We start from the raw sequence: 15,708 nt of genomic DNA on the forward strand, positions 1-15,708 counted from the left end.
TGGTGGGCCGGCGGCCCGAGCGGTCAGACTGGAGCGATGCGACCCGACCCGATGACGGACTCCCCGCCGCGCCTGGTGCCGGCCGGTCGCGCGTGGATCGTTGACGTCGTCATCGCCGTGCTCGTCGTGGTGCCGACCTTCGCGCCGGTCCCCTTTCCCGAGCTGCGCCCGTCGAGCCCTCTCGTCTGCGCCCTCGTCCTCGCCCCGGCGGTGCTGCTGCCGCTGCGGCGTCGCCTGCCCCGGTCGGTCCTGATCGCCTGCATCGCCCTTTATGTCACCGCCCTCGCGCTGGGCACGCTCGCCCCGGGCGCGGCCCTCGCGGTGGTGATCGCCGCGTACGGCATGGCCGACCGCCTCACCCGTCGCGAGGCCGCGCCCGTCGCGATCCCCGCCGTCGCGGGCCTGGTCGCCGCCGGCATCGTGATCGAACTGACCACGGGGCTCGACACCCGGTTCCTGCAGATCGGCCTGGCCGTGGCCCTCGCGGGAGCCTTGGGGGATGCCGCGCGCTCGCGCCGCGCGTACGTGGACGCCGTGATCGAGCGCGCCCGTCGCGCCGAGCAGACCCGCGAGGCCGAGGCGCGCCGGCGGGTCACCGAGGAGCGCCTGCGCATCGCCCGCGACCTGCACGACGCCGTCGCACACCAGATCTCGGTGATCAGCCTGAACGCCGGGGTGGCGACCTCGACCCTCGAGGCGCGACCGGAGCGGGCGCGCGAGGCCCTCGCGACCATCCGGACGGCGTCGCGCGACGTTCTGGCCGAGATCGGTTCGCTCTTGGCGGTGCTGCGCGCCCCCGATGAGCCTGGTGCACGCGATCAGCCGGGGCTGGCGCGCCTCGGCGACGTGGTCGAATCCGTGCGCGTGGCGGGGTTCGACGTGGTCGTCCGCGACGAGCTCGCCCCCGACGTCCTGCCCCTGACCCTCGATATCGTCGCGTACCGCGTGGTGCAGGAGGGGCTGACCAACGCGCTCAAGCACGGCACGGGCCGGCGCGCGCACGTGCTGCTGCGCCGGGTAGACGAAGCGGTCGAGGTCGTCGTCACCAACCCGCTGGACCGACCCGTCGAGAAGCCGACGGCCTCGGGCTTCGGGCTGGTCGGCCTGCGCGAGCGCGTCGAGTCGGTGGGCGGGAGCCTCGAGGCGGGGATGGCCCCGGGCGGGTTCCGCCTCGAAGCGCGCCTGCCGCACGCCCGTGTCGAACCGAGCGGAGCAGACCGATGACCCGCGTGCTCGTCGTCGACGACCAGGCGCTCATCCGCACCGCCGTGCGCGATCTGCTCGACGCGCAGAGCGGCATCGACGTCGTCGGCGAGGCGACCGACGGCGTGGAGGCGGTCGCGCTGGCCGCGGCGCTGCGCCCCGACGTCGTGGTGTGCGACATCCGCATGCCGCGCATGGACGGCATCGAGGCGACCGAGCGCATCTGCGCCGACCCGGCCCTGGCCGAGACGAGGGTGCTGATCCTCACCACCTTCGAAGAGGACGACTACGTCGTCGCTGCGCTCCGCGCGGGGGCGAGCGGCTTCATCGGCAAGGGCGCCGAGCCCGACGAGATTGTGCGCGCCGTGCTCACCGTCGACGAGGGCGGGGCGCTGCTGTCGCCCGTCGCGACGCGCGCGATGATCGAGAAGTACGTCCGCCGCTCCGAGACCATCGCCCCGCGCGACGCCCCCTCGCTCGCGATGCTGACCGAGCGCGAACGCGAGGTGCTGGCGCTCGTGGCGCGGGGCCGCTCGAACGACGAGGTCGCGGCATCCCTGTTCATCTCTCCGCACACCGCGAAGACGCACGTGAAGAACACGATGCTCAAGCTCGCTGCGCACGACCGCGCGCAGCTGGTCATCGCGGCCTACGAGAGCGGACTGCTGGTCCCGGGGGAGTGACGCCCCGATCCGAGAGGGCGCACCAGAATGGATGCCATGCCCCCGCGCACCCTCGAGATCGACGGTTCAGTGGTCCGCGGCATCCCGTCGCTCTATGCCGAGCTGAACCGTGTCTTCATCCCGGACGAGGAGTGGACGCTCGGTGAGAGCCTCGACGCTCTCGACGACCTTCTGTACGGCGGGTTCGGGGTGCTGCGCGGCGGGGAGCCGGTGCGCGTCATCTGGAGACACGCCGACGTCGTGCGGCGGGCGCTGGGCGTCGCGGCGACGAAGGAGTACTACCGCGCCAAGCTCGGTCGACCCGAGGTGTACTCGCAGGATGCCGCGCGCCGCGCACTCGAGGCGCTGGACGCCGGGGGCGGAGAGACGTACTTCGAGCTGGTGCTGCGCGTGTTCGGTGAGCACGGCAACATCGAGGTGGTGCTCGACTGATGAATACCGACCGTCGACGATAGATGGGAACTCAGAATGGGTCTTGTAGCAGCGCATCCGCGACTCGAGGAGCCCGGTGTGCCATCCGTTCCGCTTTTCCGTAACGGTTGCGCCTGGGCCCCTCGCGCCGGTCATCCTGGCCTCAAGACGGCCGTCTGACCGCCCAGAGGACCACGCCGAGTCGTCGACCGGCGTGGGGTCACTCGCCCGCCTTCTCTATTCCCCGCGTGCGGATCTCTTCCACGTCCAGGTCGGCGAGGATCCGGCGGGCGACGAGGTCGTCGATGGTGCCCTCGCGGCGCAGGCGCAGCAGCACCTCGCGTTTACGGTCGAGGATCGCGAGGCGCAGACGCTGCGCCTCTTTGTGACGCAGCAGGGGCGAGCGCTGGGTGACGTCGATGTCGTCGCTGACGGCGATCATCTGCAGGGGCCCGGTGAAGGCGGCATCCTGATCCGTTTCCGCGGCCGCGCGGTCGCCTGTGCGCTGATCGGCGTCGAGACCCTCGGGCGGGACCGGGCCCGTCGACGAGGCGTCGTCGAACGAGGCGTCGAGCTCGGCGAGGTCGCGCTCCTCGATGGCACGCTGACGGGCCACCGCACGGGCGTTGGCGAGCTCGAGACGTTCGTACCCCTCTCGCCGAGCGCGGTCGCGCACGCGGTCGCTGATGCCGTGCTCGACCGCGAGGTCGTCGAGGGCCGCCAGAGCCGCACCCGAGATCGCCCGCTCGGCGAGTTCGTACTCCTCGACCGCGGCGTCGTCGCTCGGCAGCCTCGCCCAGCGGATCACGGCCGGCAGGAGCGGTCCCTGCACCAGGAGCGTCAGGATGATGACCCCCGCCGTGACGAAGACGATCGCGTCGCGCCCCACCACCGGATCGCCGGCTGCCGTGGTGACCGGGACCGACAGCGCGATCGCGAGTGACACGGCTCCGCGGAACCCGGCGACCGTGCTCACCACTCGCGAGCGATGGCGCAGCGATCTCGACGACCCCGCGGCCGGTCGCGCGAACGGCGAGAACAGCCACTGGAACAGGTACCGCACCACGAAGAGCGCGATCCACGCCGCCACGGTCACCAGCAGCAGGATGCCGATCTCGGACCCCGAGATCTCGTGCAGCACGAGCTGAACCTCGAGCCCGATCAGCACGAACAGGGCGCCGTTCAGCAAATACACGCCGAAGGGCCACGTGGCATCCGCTGCTCTTCTCGACATGGCGGTCGTGATGCGCGGCGACACCCACGCCATGATGAGGCCCGCGAAGACGACGGCCAGCACCCCCGATGCGTCGATGAGCTCGGCGATGAGGAACGACACGAACGGGACCAACGCCATCGTCAGGTTGATCGTGAGGGTGGACTGCATCCGCCGCAGGGCGAAGAACGCCGCAGCGGCCACCGCGATCCCCGCGGCCGCGCCGCCCAGGTACGACAGGAGCACCATGCCGGTGATCTGCAGGGGAGTGATCTGATCCCCCAGCAGAAGAGCGACGGCGATGGCGTACAGCACCAGGGCGGTGCCGTCATTGGTGAGGCTCTCGGCCTTGAGCTTCATGAAGGTCTTCGCCGGCAGCAGTCGGCCGAGGGCTGCGACGGCCGTGGCGTCGGGCGGGGCGACCGCAGCCCCCAGCACGAGAGCGGCCTCCCACGGCACGCCCATCCAGGTCGCGACACCCGCGACGGCGAAGGCGGATGCCACGACGAGCAACGTGCTCATCGGCACGATGTAGCGCAAGGATCGGCGGACCGAGCGGAGTGACGTCGTCCACGCCTCACGGAAGAGCATCACCGGCAGGAACAACAGCAGCACCGTCTCCGGCGGCAGCTCGATCTGCCGCAGCGCGGGGATGAAGCCGAGTGCCAGGCCGATGACCAAGAGCACGAGCGGCGTCGCCACCCGGAGCCGCGGTGCCAGCACCGTGCCGACGAGCATCGCGAGCCCGAGCAGAACCGTGATCTCGAGTCCTTGCATCCTGCCGCCTTCCCCGTGTGCCCCTGGTCACAGCGTAAAGAGAGGCGCGGGCATTCCCGAGGGGGTCTGTGCGGGTGCAAACTCCGCGATGTGCACAACCTCGGTCGCGCGGAGGCGGAACGAACGGAGGGTGCGCACATCACGGAGGTTGTGCGCGCGCCCGGCGCCCGGCCGCGCCTGCCCGGCGCCCCGCGCTCGCGCGCCCGCCCCGCGCCCGCGCGCCTGCCCGGCCCCCGCGCCCCGCGTTCAGCCGGGCAGAGCCACCTTCGCCTTGGCCCACGACCGACCGCGGGTGTCCTTGAGGATGTCGTACTCGGCATCCACGTGCGGCTCGATCGCGCTGTACTTGTCGTTCGGCGCACCGATGACCAGCTGGAAGCCCAGCCCGCGCCAGGCCCCGATCGCGCGCTTGGTGAAGTGCGCGTCGGCCTTGATCAGCGCCTCGTCCAGGAACACCGGGGCGTAGCGGGGGCGCTCGGATCCGGCATCCCCCAGCTGATAACGCAGGGCGGCGCCGACGATGAACGCGATGAGCTCCTGCGACTCGCCACCGGATTTCTCGCCGATGTGGTCGTACAGCGCCACGTGATCGCCCGTGTCGGCGCGGAAGCGCTCGGCGCTCACGCGCACGTGGTTGCGCACGTCGACGAGGTCGGCGAAGTCGGGTGAACCCGGGCGCACGCGGTTGATGATGCGCGCCATCCGCGCGTACACGGCCTCGCGCTCATCGTCGGTGCCGGCCGCGTCGATCGCCGCCCGCACGTCGCGCAGCTCGCGGCGGAACCGGCGTCGCACCTCGGACTGGTTCTCGCGCGGGACGATCTGCAGACGGTGCTCGTCGTCGTAGAACGGCAGGTCCTGCATGATGTCGTTGATCGGCGCGATGCGCTCGCGGATCTCGCGCAGCGCGCGGGTCAGCGCCGCGTCGAGGTTGGTCAGGTCGTTGCCCGACAGGCGCAGCAGCGAATCGCGCCACTCCGCCTCGAGCTCGTGCAGACCGCTGGCCTCGAGATCGGCGAGGATGCGCTCGAAATCTCCGAGCGACTCGTCGGGGTCGGCGAGCAGGTTGGGGCTCGGCCAGCGATCGGTGAACGCGGTGAGCGTGCGCCGGAGGCCCTCGCGCTGATCGGCCCACGTCTCCTGCGCCGCGCGCTGCTCCTCGGCCAGACGCTTCGCGGCCGACTCGAGGGCGGAATCGAAGCGTGCGAGCAGTTGCGAGGGCGTGGCTTCGGACGAGCCGGGCGCGACGAACAGGGCGTCGAGGTAGTCGATCTCTTCGGGCGTCAGGGCGATCTCACGGTCGTCGGCGCGCTCGAGCAGCAGCTGAGCGGCATCCACCTCGTCGGTCACCTGCGCCCATCGTGCGGCGAGGGCCTGCTGCTCGGTCTTGGCGGCGCCGATCTCTTCGCGCAGGCGCGCCGCGCGGGCGCGCGTGCCCGAGATCCGCTCCTGCAGTTCGGCGATGCGCGGGTTTCCGGAGGTGATCTCGGCCACCGTCTCGTCCCAGCGCTCGCGCTCGCGTTCGACGGATGCCACGTCCACCTGGTCCCACGTCAGGTCGGCGATCCTCTCGAGGGCGCCGCGCCGGTCGTCGAAGGCGTCGAGGGCCGCGGCGGCCTCGTCGACCGCGGCCTTGGCGGCGGTGAGGTCGCGACGGACCGTGACGATCTGCTCGCCCAGCTCGGTCAGGCGCACCCGGCTCGAGAAGCCCAGGATGCTGTGCGCCGCCGACCCGCCGTGCGCGCCGCGAGCGCCCTGGCTGGTCTGCCCCGAGATCGTCAGGGCCATGCGGTGCTGCGACAGCTGGGTCGCGGCATCCACGCAGACGAAGGCGAACTGCTGCTCGAGGCGGTCCTGCAGCCAGCCCGTGAAGGGGGAGCGGCGGAATTCCAGACGCCCCGGCAGGGTCGCGGGATCCAGCCCGCCGCGCTCGGGAAGGTCGGTGGGGACGCCCTCGAACCGCAGGCGCTCGCCCAGCCGCACCCCGTCGATCGCGGAGCGGAAGGATGCCAGGTGCCCGGCATCCACGAGCAGCGTCGTCGCGAATCCGCCCAGGGCGAGGGTGAAGGCGCCGCGCCACGGCTCGTACTCGGTGCGCACGTCGACGAGCTCGGCCACGAACGGCAGCTCCGCCGCCGTGAGCCCCGCCGCCGCCGCCAGCGCCTCGCGCGCCTCGTGCAGGCGCGGGGGGATGTTGTCGTCGCGGGTCTGCGTGCGCCGGTGCTCGGTCTCGAGCGCGGCGAGCTGCCGGCGCAGGTCGGTGTGCCGGCTGCTGGCGGCCACGAAGGCGTCGCGGACGGCGGTCTTGGCGTCGGTGTCGGCCAGGATCCCGCGGGCCTCGTCGACGAGGGCGGTGAAGTCCGCCGCGGTCTCGACCTCGGTGCCGAGCACCGCGAGAGCGGCCTCGAAGCGCTCGCGGTCGCGCTGCATCCCCGCGATGCGGCGCTCCAGTGCGCGCAGTTCGCGCTGGGCGGCATCGAGACGGTCGCCGCCGGCCGCGCGCAGCACATCGCCGAGACCCTCGCGCTCGGCGTCGGCCGCCTCGGCCAGCCCCTGACGCTCGCGCACCAGCGCGTCGGTCGCGTGCGTGCGCTCGCGCAGTTCGTCCTCGACGGCGCCGAGCAGGTCGACCCGGCGTGCGGCGCGCCAGAGCGAGGCGCGGGAGTCCGGGTCGGTGAAGCGCCCGAGCGCGTCGATCAGGCGCAGCTTCTCGCCGGCCTCGTCGATGCGCGTCTTCATCGCGCGGATCGGTTGGAGCGCGCGCACCTGCTGGCGTGCCTCGACCATGCGGGTGCGGGTGCCCTCGAGCCCGTCGAAGTGGGCGACCACGGCTTCGGCGACCGCGAGCGTCTCGGGCTCCTCGAGCACCATGCGCTTGTACAGGTCGTCGACGGTGGTGATCTGCTGCCCGGCCTGGATGCGCGCGAGCAGGCTCATCGCCTTCGCGCCCGAACCGGCGGCTCCGATCCCGAGAACGGCGTGCAGCCGCGCCGAGAACTCGCGGTCGGTGGCGAGGGTGTCCAGGCCCGTGGCCCGCACCGCCGAGTCGGAGAGGTGGCCCTGCGCCGCCCGCTCCAGCTGACGCAGGTCGAACGCGCCGTGCACCGTCGCGCGCACCTTGACCGCGTCGTCGAGGGTGCGGGCGGCGGCGGGGATGTACCAGGCCCGCACCGCGGTGAACCGCGCGCCGTCGTGGTCGGCCCAGGTCATGGCGATCGCGGTCCACGTGTCGGCGCCGTCACCGCGCAGCACCCGCACCTTGGTGCCCTCGTCGGTGCGCGACTCGTCGAGCTTGCCGCGCCCGTACGAGAGGATGTTGCGCTGCTCCTGGCCGCGCGGGCGCCCCACCACGGCACCGTTGGAGGCACCGTTGAAGGGGGTGGTGTGCGGCATCATCAGCGCCACGTAGGCGTCCATGAGCGTGGACTTTCCCGAGCCGGAGCCGCCGCACAGCAGCGTCGCGGTCGGCGCGAACCGCACGCGGTGCGGACCGTCGTAACCGCCCCAGTTGATCAGCTGCAGGTCTTCGGCGACCCACTGCTGGCCGCGCGAGGCGGCGGGGATCAGCCCGAACAGGGTCTCGAGCATCGTCATGAGAGAGGTTCTTCCTCTGCGGTCTCGGGCAGGACGGGTGAGACGGATGCCGGAGCCCGGCGTTCGCGCACGCCCTCGGTGTCCGCGGGGGAGCGATCGGTCGACGCCTCACCCGGCGTCGGGGGCACGGCATCCGTCGTCTGCTCCTCCAACCAGCGCTGCAGCTCGCGCAGGGTCGCGGCGTCGAGCACGATCTCGATCAGCGGACCGATGCGGTAGCGGCCCTCGGACTCCTCCTCGATGATGCCCTCGCGGTCCAGCCGCGCGATGGCGGTGCGCACGGCCCGCTGCTGGCTGGCGCGCGTGCCGTCGGTCTCGCTGAAGTAGGTCAGCACGGTCTGCTCGACCTCTTCGACGTCGACGCGGGCGGATGCCGTGCCCGCCGTCGTCTCGCGCTGGAACACCGTGCGCAGGTACACCAGCACCAGGGTCTCGGCGCGCGAGTACGCCTCGTCCTTGAGCAGGATGGGCACGTCGACCTCGTCGCTGCGCACCTGCTCCTTGTACGCGACACCGCGCGCGTGGTCGACGACGAGACGCACGAACAGGTCGTTCAGGCGCGACTCGATGCTCTGCCGGTGTTCGAGCAGCAGCCTCCACTCGGTCGGCGAGGCCTCGGCGAGCAGGAACCGCCGCTGCAGGATGCGCACCAGCACGCGGCGCACGTCGGCGTCCAGGATGCCGCGGTCACCGGCGAACAGGGCGTCGGGGTCGTTCTCCATCGCGACCGGGGCGATGAACGCGGGCGTCTCGGCGTCCGGCGTCGCCGCGGGGGACGCGTCGCGGACCGAGGTCCCGGCCCCGGCGGTCTCGTCGCGGGGGAGAGTGTCGACGTCAGTCATCGGCATCCGTTTCTGTCGTTCTCGCGGCGCGGACCGCTCCGAAGGCGAAGCGCCGCGTCGTGCCGTCGGGACGGACGGCCTCGACCACCGAGACCTCATCGGTCTCGACCAGGCCGTCGCGGTGGACGATCTCGAGCAGACCGACCAGGTCGACGGGGCGCCGGGTGTCGGCGTCCGCCCCGGCGAACGCGGTCGCCAGGTCGAAACCGTCGTCGAGGCTGCGCACGTAGGCCTCGAGCTCGCCGTAGTGCGGGCCGCCCCAGGCGCGGGTGTCGGCGTCGACGAACTCCACGTCGGAGGTGTCGGATGCCAGGGGCTCGGGCGCACCGGGTGGTCGCACGTCGCTGAGGGAACGGCGCAGGTGTCCGATGTCGGCGAGGGGCAGCGTGCGCACCGGTTCCACGCGGCCGGGGGCGCGGGTCTGACTCCAGCGGTGCAGTCCCGCCATCACCGAGCGCAGCAGGTCGTCGACCTGGCGGTCGCGGATCGGGTCATGCGTGCGCACCTGGGCGGTGATGACGTGCGACGCCCGCCGCTGGGCGGTGAGCACCTCGTGCACTCCCGCCTCGACGCGGCGGGCGATGGCATCCATCTCACTGCGCTGCTCCGGGGTCATCAGTCGCGTGAAGGGCTGGGTGAGCACGGCGTGCACGCGGTCGGTGAGCTCGTCGATGTGCTCGGGGTCGCCGATGAGGCGCAGCGCGCCCTGGAACGCCCGGCCCTCGGGCGTCGCCTGCATCACCTGCCGACCGCGTTCGAGGTACTCGCGCAGGACCTCGCCGGTGGGGCGCACGTCGCGACGCAGCTCGGCGACGACGTCGCGCTGCATCGCCGCGATGGATTCCGCGACGCGCGAGAAGTCCGCGGGCAGCTCGCGGGCCAGGTGGATGACGTTCTCGGCCTCTTCGAGCAGGTGCTCGTCGTCGAGGGGTTCCACGACGCCTTCGTCGAGGGCGGCGATCTCGGCATCCAGGGCCGCGCGCTCCTCGAGCAGGGCTTCGCGGCGACGGGCGGGGTCGGTCTCGGCGTCGCGGGCGAGGCGTTCGACCGCGTCCAGCAGCGTGCGCACGCGCGAACGCGACACGCGCGCGCGGCCCCCGCCGGCGCGGCCGGCGATCTCGAGGGCTCCCACCGCGTGCGCCGACAGGCGGTAGACCTCGACGTCGTCCTCGATCTGCAGGCTCAGCCAGCCCACGCGCACCCAGCCGCGGCAGATCTCGCGCGCGGTTCCCGCGGGGATGCGGCGGTCGTCCTCGGTGTCGATACCTGCCGCGCGCAGCTCGTCGATCGCCTCGCCCACCTCGACGTGCGCGTCGGCCACGGCCACGGCGGGACGGTCGGGAGTGAAGACCACCGACAGGACGGCGACGACGAAGGGGGCGAAACGCCCGTGCAGCAGGTCGAGCGTCGGATTTTTGAACGCCGTCGCCGAGCGCAGGTACGCGGTTTCGGCTCGGGTGCGGGTCACTGAGGGAAGTCTACCGGCGGCGCGGTGGTGGCCGTGGCGGTGCGCGGTGCGGGCGGCGAGAGCGTGGCGGCGCGGATCCGGCGCGCCGACGGGACGGCCGCGGCTCCGGTGTGAAGCGGACGGCGCGGCCCGCTTCACACCGGTTCCTCACACCTCGGAGCGCGGGCCCGACACGGTCTTGTTGTAGCCGGTGACCGGCTGGTTCTCGTCGAACGAGGCGATCGGGCGGCGGAACCCGCGCGTCAGGACGACGAGGTACACCACGCCGATGCTCGTCCAGATGAGACCGCCGATGAGCGCGTGCAGGTCGAGGTTGACCCACAGCAGACCCGTGAGAAGCACGCCGATCCCCGGCATCACGATGTAGCGGAAGATGTCGCCCGGGGTCTTGCGCAGGCCCTTGCGGACGGCGAACCACGCGATCACCGACACGTTCACGAACGTGAAGGCGACGAGTGCGCCGTAGTTGATGTAGGCCGCGATCTGTTCGAGCGTGAACGAGATCGCCAGCAGGCTCACCACCCCGACGATGACGATCGAGAAGGTCGGAGTGTGGGTCCGGGGGTTGATGAAGCCGAAGATGCGCCGCGGCAGCACGTTGTTGCGGCCCATCACCATGAGCATGCGCGAGACCGACGCGTGCGAGGCGAGCCACGACGCCAGGGTCGCCGCGAAGCCGGCCGCCGTGAGCACCGCCTGCAGCACGGGCCCGCCGACCTGCACACCGATCTCGGGGAGGGTGCTGTTCTCGATCGCCTCCGGCGGGAATGCGGCCGAGTCGGGGAAGCGCAGCTGCGTGACGTACGCCGCGATGAGGAAGATGGCGCCGCCCGCGAGCAGGGTGAGCAGGATCGCGCGAGGCATGATCTTCGGGGTCTTGGCCTCTTCGGAGTACATCGACACCGCGTCGAATCCGATGAACGAGAAGCACACGATGGTGGCGCCGGCCAGCACGGCGCCGAACTGCACGTCGCTGTGGGCGAAGGGCGCGATCGAGACGGGGGTGCCGGCGCCGGCTCCGCCGACCAGCTGCACCACGACCATGACGACGAACACCGTCATGACGAGGATCGAGAACACCAGCAGGATCATGTTGACGTTCGAGGTACCGCGCATCGTCAGGTAGATGACGCCGGTGACGCCGGCGGTGAACACCACGACCCAGAGCCAGCCGGGCACGTCGGGGAACAGCGCCTCCATGTAGCTGCGCAGGATCAGTGCGTTGACCATCGGCAGCAGCAGATAGTCGGTGAGCGCGGTCCACCCGACGACGAAGCCGACGCCGGGGTGGATGGACTCGCGGGCGTACGTGTAGGCCGACCCCGCGCTCGGGATGACGCGCACCATCTTGCCGTAGCTGACGGCCGTGAAGGCGAGCACGATGAGGGCGACCGCGTACGCGGCGGGGACGACGTTGTTCGTCTCTTCGGCGACGAGGCCGAAGGTGTCGAACACGACGGTGGGGGTCATGTACCCCAGGCCCAGGCCGACGATCGACCAGAGGCCCAGGGTGCGGGCGAGCTTCGCGCCCGAGCGAGTCTGCGCGGCCGTGGCGGCGCGGGAGTTCTCGTTCGTGGCTCCTCCTAGAGGGTGCGGGTCGCGCGGACGCGACGTGCGGATGGTGTCGGGTACAGCATCGGGAGCACCGCTCGATCGAGCGGGGGTCGGGAGAGGCAGTGGGCGTCCCCGCCGAGTGTCGGAGGGCACAGGGATGCCGCCGCGCCGGGCGCCGGCATCCCCTCGTTCACAGGCGGGTCCAGGCCTCGGTGAGCACGCCGCGCAGGATCTGCTCGATCTCGTCGAACTCGGCGGGGCCGAGCGTGAGCGGCGGGGCCAGCTGGATCACGGGATCGCCCCGGTCGTCGGCGCGGCAGTACAGACCGGCGTCGAACAGGGCCTTGGAGAGGAAGCCGCGCAGCAGCCGCTCGGACTCGTCGTCGTCGAAGGTCTCTTTGGTCGCCTTGTCTTTGACGAGTTCGATGCCGAAGAAGTACCCGTCACCGCGCACGTCGCCCACGATCGGCAGGTCGAGCAGGCGCTCGAGCGTCGAGCGGAAGACGGGGGAGTTGGCGCGCACGTTCTCGAGCAGACCCTCCTCTTCGAAGACGTCGAGGTTCTCCATCGCCACGGCCGCCGACACCGGGTGCCCGCCGAAGGTGTAGCCGTGGGGGAACGTCGCGTCGCCGTGGGCGAACGGCTCGTAGACGCGGTCGCTCACGATCGTGCCGCCCAGCGGGGAGTAGCCGCTGGTCACCGCCTTGGCGAAGGTGATCATGTCGGGCTGGTAGTCGTACGCGCTGGCGCCGAAGTAATGGCCGAGGCGGCCGAAGGCGCAGATGACCTCGTCGCTGACCAGGAGCACGTCGTACCTGTCGCAGATCTCGCGCACCCGCTGGAAGTACCCCGCGGGAGCGGGGAAGCACCCGCCGGCGTTCTGCACGGGTTCCAGGAACACCGCGGCGACGGTCTCGGGGCCCTCGAACTGGATCATCTGCTCGATGCGGTCGGCGGCCCACAGGCCGAACTCCTCGGGGGTGCCGCCGCCGAAGCCGGATTCCGCGGCCCGGTAGTAGTTGGTGTTCGGCACGCGGAAGCCGCCGGGGGTGACGGGCTCGAACATGTGCTTCATCACGGGCAGCCCCGTGATGGCCAGGGCGCCCTGCGTGGTGCCGTGGTAGGCGATCGCGCGCGAGATGACCTTGTGCTTCGAGGGCTTGCCCTGGGTCTTCCAGTACTGTTTGGCGAGTTTGAACGCCGTCTCGACCGCCTCGCCGCCGCCGGTGGAGAAGAACACGTGGTTCAGGTCCCCGGGGGCGTGGTGGGCGAGACGCTCGGCCAGCTCGATCGCGGCCGGGTGGGCGTACGACCACAGGGGGAAGAAGGCCAGCTCCTCCGCCTGTTTCGCGGCGGCCTGCGCGATCCGGCGCCGTCCGTGACCGGCGTTGACGACGAAGAGTCCCGCCAGGCCGTCGATGTAGCGCTTGCCGCCGGCGTCGAAGATGTGGTGCCCTTCGCCCTTGACGATGATCGGGACGCCCGGGCCGTCGGTCATCGTCGACTGACGGGAGAAGTGCATCCAGAGGTGGTCGCGGGCTTTCTTCTGCAGCGAAGCCTGCGCGTCGGTGTGCGGGTCGGATTCGATGAGTGTCATCGGGTTCCCCAGTTGTAGAGCTGCCGGTGCAGCTTGAGATAGACGAAGGTCTCGGTCGAGACGACGTCGGGCAACGACCGGATGCGGTCGTTGAGCAGGTCGATCAGGTCGTCGTCGCTTTCGCAGACGACCTCGACCAGCAGGTCGAACGAGCCCGCGGTGGAGACGACGTAGGTCACCCCGGGCAGTTCGGTCATCGCGGCGGCGGCGACCCGGGTGTCCCCCGAGACGCGGACGCCGATCATGGCCTGACGGGCGAACCCCAGTTGCAGGGGATCGGTCACCGCGACGATCTGCAGGACACCCGCGTCCTGCAGCCGCTGGACGCGCTGACGCGTCGCCGTCTCGCTCAGGCCCACGGCCTTTCCGATCTCGGCGTAGGACCGGCGCCCGTCCTCCTGCAACTGCTCGACGATGGCCTTCGACACGCTGTCGATGACGGGGGTGCGAACAGTTGCCGGACTCATGATGGAGCGACGGTATCAGTCGTCCGAACGGCTGATCAATGACGATTTCGACATTTCATTCGCGGAAACAAAACGGAAACCGTCATTGATAGGAATTCGCCGGGAAAGGTGCCCGCCCGCCGATACGATGACCGAGGGGGTGCCGATGTACACAATGCTGAACCGATGGTCGACCATGCGTCGCTCGATCCGTCGGACGGCGGCGATCATGGCAGGAACCGCGCTCGTCGCGGCGGGCGCTCTCGCGGCACCCGCGGCCTCGGCGGCGGCGCTGCCCGGCTGGCTGTCGACGAAGGGGTCATCGATCGTGACCTCGGCGGGTACGCCCTACACGATCAAGGCGGCCAACTGGTTCGGCATGGAGACCTCCACCTGTGCGCCGCACGGGCTGTGGACGATCTCGCTCGACGACGGTCTGGCCGCGATCGCCGGAATGGGCTTCAACACCATCCGCCTGCCGTTCTCGAACGAATGCCTCGCGGCGCGCTCGTCGAACTCGATCGACGCCTCGGTCAATCCGGCGCTCGTCTCGCTCACCCCGTTGCAGCTGATGGACACCGTCATCGCGCGCGCCAAGGCGTATGGCCTGTCGGTGATCTTGGACCGCCACCGTCCCGACTCCGGCGCGCAGAGCCAGCTCTGGTACACCTCGCAGTACAGCGAGAAGCGCTGGATCGACGACTGGAAGATGCTCGCGTCGCGCTACAAGAACGAATCCGCCGTGATCGGCGTCGACCTGCACAACGAGCCGCACGGACCCGCCTGCTGGAACTGCGGTGACACCGCCCGCGACTGGAGGGCCGCTGCCACGCGCGCCGGAAACGCGGTGCTCGCGGTCAATCCGAAACTGCTCATCATCGTCGAAGGCGTCGAACGCCAGCAGGACGGATCCAACACGTGGTGGGGAGGAGGGCTGAAGGATGCCGGGGCGGCGCCCGTGACGCTCTCGGTGAAGAACCGCGTGGTCTACTCGCCCCACGAGTACCCGGCCAGCGTCTACGCGCAGCCCTGGTTCTCGGCATCCGACTACCCCGCCAATCTCGAAGCGGTGTGGGATGCCAACTGGGGCTACCTCGTGCGCAAGAACATCGCCCCCGTGCTGGTGGGCGAGTTCGGCACGAAGCTCGAGACCGACAGCGACAGGGCGTGGCTCACCACCCTCGTCGCGTACTTCGCGAAGACCAAGATCTCGTACGCCTACTGGTCGTTCAACCCCAACAGCGGAGACACCGGGGGCCTCGTCGCCGACGACTGGCGCACGCCGCAGACGGCGAAGCTCGCTGCGCTGAAGCCGATCCTGACGCCGACAGCCGTAACACCGACGCCCACCCCGTCCGCGACTCCCCAGCCGACCGCGTCCGCGACGCCGAGGCCGACCGCGTCCGCGACGCCGAAGCCGACCGCGTCCGCGACGCCGAAGCCCACCGCGTCCGCGACGCCGAAGCCCACGTCCAGCCCGACGCCCACCGCGACACCGCGGCCCACGGCATCCGCGACTCCCGCGCCGACCCCCGCCCCCTCGGCGCCGGCCGGAATCACCGCGACGTGGATCCCGCAGAGCACCTGGGGCGAGGGATACGTCGTCGAGCTCTCGGTCACCGCCACCGGCCCGGTGAAGAACTGGTCGGTGTCGTTCGACGCCCCCGGCACCACGGCGATCACCAACGCGTGGGGTGTCGGGTGCACGATCAGCGGCACCCGGGTGACCTGCGCCGGCCGCGACTGGACACAGGCCCTCACCGCGGGCCAGACCGTCCGCGTCGGGTTCCAGGCCGCCGCCACGCGGGCGCCGCAGTCACCCCCGCTCACGCTCTCGGCATCCTGAGCGCCGCCGGACGCGGCCGCGCGCGCGGTCTGCCACGGCCCGGTGCGACGGCATCCATCGCTCACGCATAGGCG

General features: G+C 71.1%; 12 protein-coding genes. 4 read left to right on the top strand and 8 right to left on the bottom strand.

The window, feature by feature from the left end; all coding sequences use genetic code 11:
- Positions 1-36: 36 nt before the first annotated feature.
- The 3 genes from ACIPVB_RS07820 to ACIPVB_RS07830 are packed head-to-tail and all read left to right on the top strand — an operon-like array spanning position 37 to position 2,318.
- Positions 37-1,224 carry a sensor histidine kinase gene (locus tag ACIPVB_RS07820; RefSeq protein ID WP_400367981.1) on the top strand — a complete coding sequence of 396 codons (1,188 nt, stop codon included), beginning with the start codon at positions 37-39 and terminating at the stop codon, positions 1,222-1,224.
- Positions 1,221-1,886, top strand: coding sequence for a response regulator (locus tag ACIPVB_RS07825; protein ID WP_400367982.1), 666 nt, complete (start codon positions 1,221-1,223; stop codon positions 1,884-1,886). The genes ACIPVB_RS07820 and ACIPVB_RS07825 overlap by 4 nt, the downstream gene beginning before the upstream one ends.
- A 36-nt stretch (positions 1,887-1,922) precedes the next feature.
- Positions 1,923-2,318, top strand: coding sequence for a ribonuclease inhibitor (locus ACIPVB_RS07830; protein ID WP_400367983.1), 396 nt, complete (start codon positions 1,923-1,925; stop codon positions 2,316-2,318).
- Positions 2,319-2,517: 199 nt separating this feature from the next.
- Here ACIPVB_RS07830 and ACIPVB_RS07835 read toward each other — a convergent pair whose 3' ends face one another.
- The 8 genes from ACIPVB_RS07835 to ACIPVB_RS07870 form a co-directional block, all read right to left on the bottom strand.
- Entirely contained in the window at positions 2,518-4,287 is a 1,770-nt protein-coding gene (locus ACIPVB_RS07835; protein ID WP_400367985.1) for a Na+/H+ antiporter, read from the bottom strand.
- Between the two features lie 246 nt (positions 4,288-4,533).
- Positions 4,534-7,881: an ATP-binding protein gene (locus tag ACIPVB_RS07840; RefSeq protein WP_400367987.1), complete on the bottom strand. Its 3,348-nt coding sequence runs from the start codon at positions 7,879-7,881 to the stop codon at positions 4,534-4,536.
- Entirely contained in the window at positions 7,878-8,603 is a 726-nt protein-coding gene (locus ACIPVB_RS07845) for a DUF4194 domain-containing protein (RefSeq protein ID WP_400368214.1), read from the bottom strand. Before ACIPVB_RS07845 ends, ACIPVB_RS07840 begins: the two co-directional genes overlap by 4 nt.
- A gap of 112 nt (positions 8,604-8,715) precedes the next feature.
- Positions 8,716-10,191, bottom strand: a complete 1,476-nt coding sequence (locus ACIPVB_RS07850) for a DUF3375 domain-containing protein (RefSeq protein WP_400367989.1) — start codon at positions 10,189-10,191, stop codon at positions 8,716-8,718.
- Positions 10,192-10,338: 147 nt separating this feature from the next.
- A complete protein-coding gene (locus ACIPVB_RS07855; protein ID WP_400368216.1) occupies positions 10,339-11,700 on the bottom strand; it encodes an APC family permease in 1,362 nt (453 codons plus the stop codon).
- Positions 11,701-11,935: 235 nt separating this feature from the next.
- Positions 11,936-13,342, bottom strand: a complete 1,407-nt coding sequence (locus ACIPVB_RS07860; RefSeq protein ID WP_400367991.1) for an aspartate aminotransferase family protein — start codon at positions 13,340-13,342, stop codon at positions 11,936-11,938.
- Positions 13,339-13,809, bottom strand: a complete 471-nt coding sequence (locus ACIPVB_RS07865) for an Lrp/AsnC family transcriptional regulator (protein ID WP_400367992.1) — start codon at positions 13,807-13,809, stop codon at positions 13,339-13,341. Before ACIPVB_RS07865 ends, ACIPVB_RS07860 begins: the two co-directional genes overlap by 4 nt.
- Positions 13,810-13,824: 15 nt before the next feature.
- A complete protein-coding gene (locus ACIPVB_RS07870; RefSeq protein ID WP_400367994.1) occupies positions 13,825-14,019 on the bottom strand; it encodes a hypothetical protein in 195 nt (64 codons plus the stop codon).
- On the opposite strand from ACIPVB_RS07870, the gene ACIPVB_RS07875 reads away from it, so the two are divergent.
- Positions 14,018-15,634, top strand: a complete 1,617-nt coding sequence (locus ACIPVB_RS07875) for a cellulase family glycosylhydrolase (protein WP_400367995.1) — start codon at positions 14,018-14,020, stop codon at positions 15,632-15,634. The two genes, ACIPVB_RS07870 and ACIPVB_RS07875, sit on opposite strands and share 2 nt — an antisense overlap.
- The last annotated feature ends 74 nt before the right edge of the window (positions 15,635-15,708 follow it).

Origin of the sequence: Microbacterium sp. NPDC090007 (genome assembly GCF_044748345.1) — a bacterium.
Taxonomy (GTDB): Bacteria; Actinomycetota; Actinomycetes; order Actinomycetales; family Microbacteriaceae; genus Microbacterium.

Bases quoted from the DNA above. Each gene is read 5' to 3' on its own strand.
- ACIPVB_RS07820 (WP_400367981.1), top strand. From the start codon at position 37: ATGCGACCCGACCCGATGACGGACTCCCCGCCGCGCCTGGTGCCGGCC.
- ACIPVB_RS07825 (WP_400367982.1), top strand. From the start codon at position 1,221: ATGACCCGCGTGCTCGTCGTCGACGACCAGGCGCTCATCCGCACCGCC.
- ACIPVB_RS07860 (WP_400367991.1), bottom strand. From the start codon at position 13,342: ATGACACTCATCGAATCCGACCCGCACACCGACGCGCAGGCTTCGCTG.
- ACIPVB_RS07870 (WP_400367994.1), bottom strand. From the start codon at position 14,019: ATGATCGCCGCCGTCCGACGGATCGAGCGACGCATGGTCGACCATCGG.
- ACIPVB_RS07830 (WP_400367983.1), top strand. From the start codon at position 1,923: ATGCCCCCGCGCACCCTCGAGATCGACGGTTCAGTGGTCCGCGGCATC.
- ACIPVB_RS07865 (WP_400367992.1), bottom strand. From the start codon at position 13,809: ATGAGTCCGGCAACTGTTCGCACCCCCGTCATCGACAGCGTGTCGAAG.
- ACIPVB_RS07875 (WP_400367995.1), top strand. From the start codon at position 14,018: ATGGCAGGAACCGCGCTCGTCGCGGCGGGCGCTCTCGCGGCACCCGCG.
- ACIPVB_RS07835 (WP_400367985.1), bottom strand. From the start codon at position 4,287: ATGCAAGGACTCGAGATCACGGTTCTGCTCGGGCTCGCGATGCTCGTC.
- ACIPVB_RS07840 (WP_400367987.1), bottom strand. From the start codon at position 7,881: ATGACGATGCTCGAGACCCTGTTCGGGCTGATCCCCGCCGCCTCGCGC.
- ACIPVB_RS07845 (WP_400368214.1), bottom strand. From the start codon at position 8,603: ATGGAGAACGACCCCGACGCCCTGTTCGCCGGTGACCGCGGCATCCTG.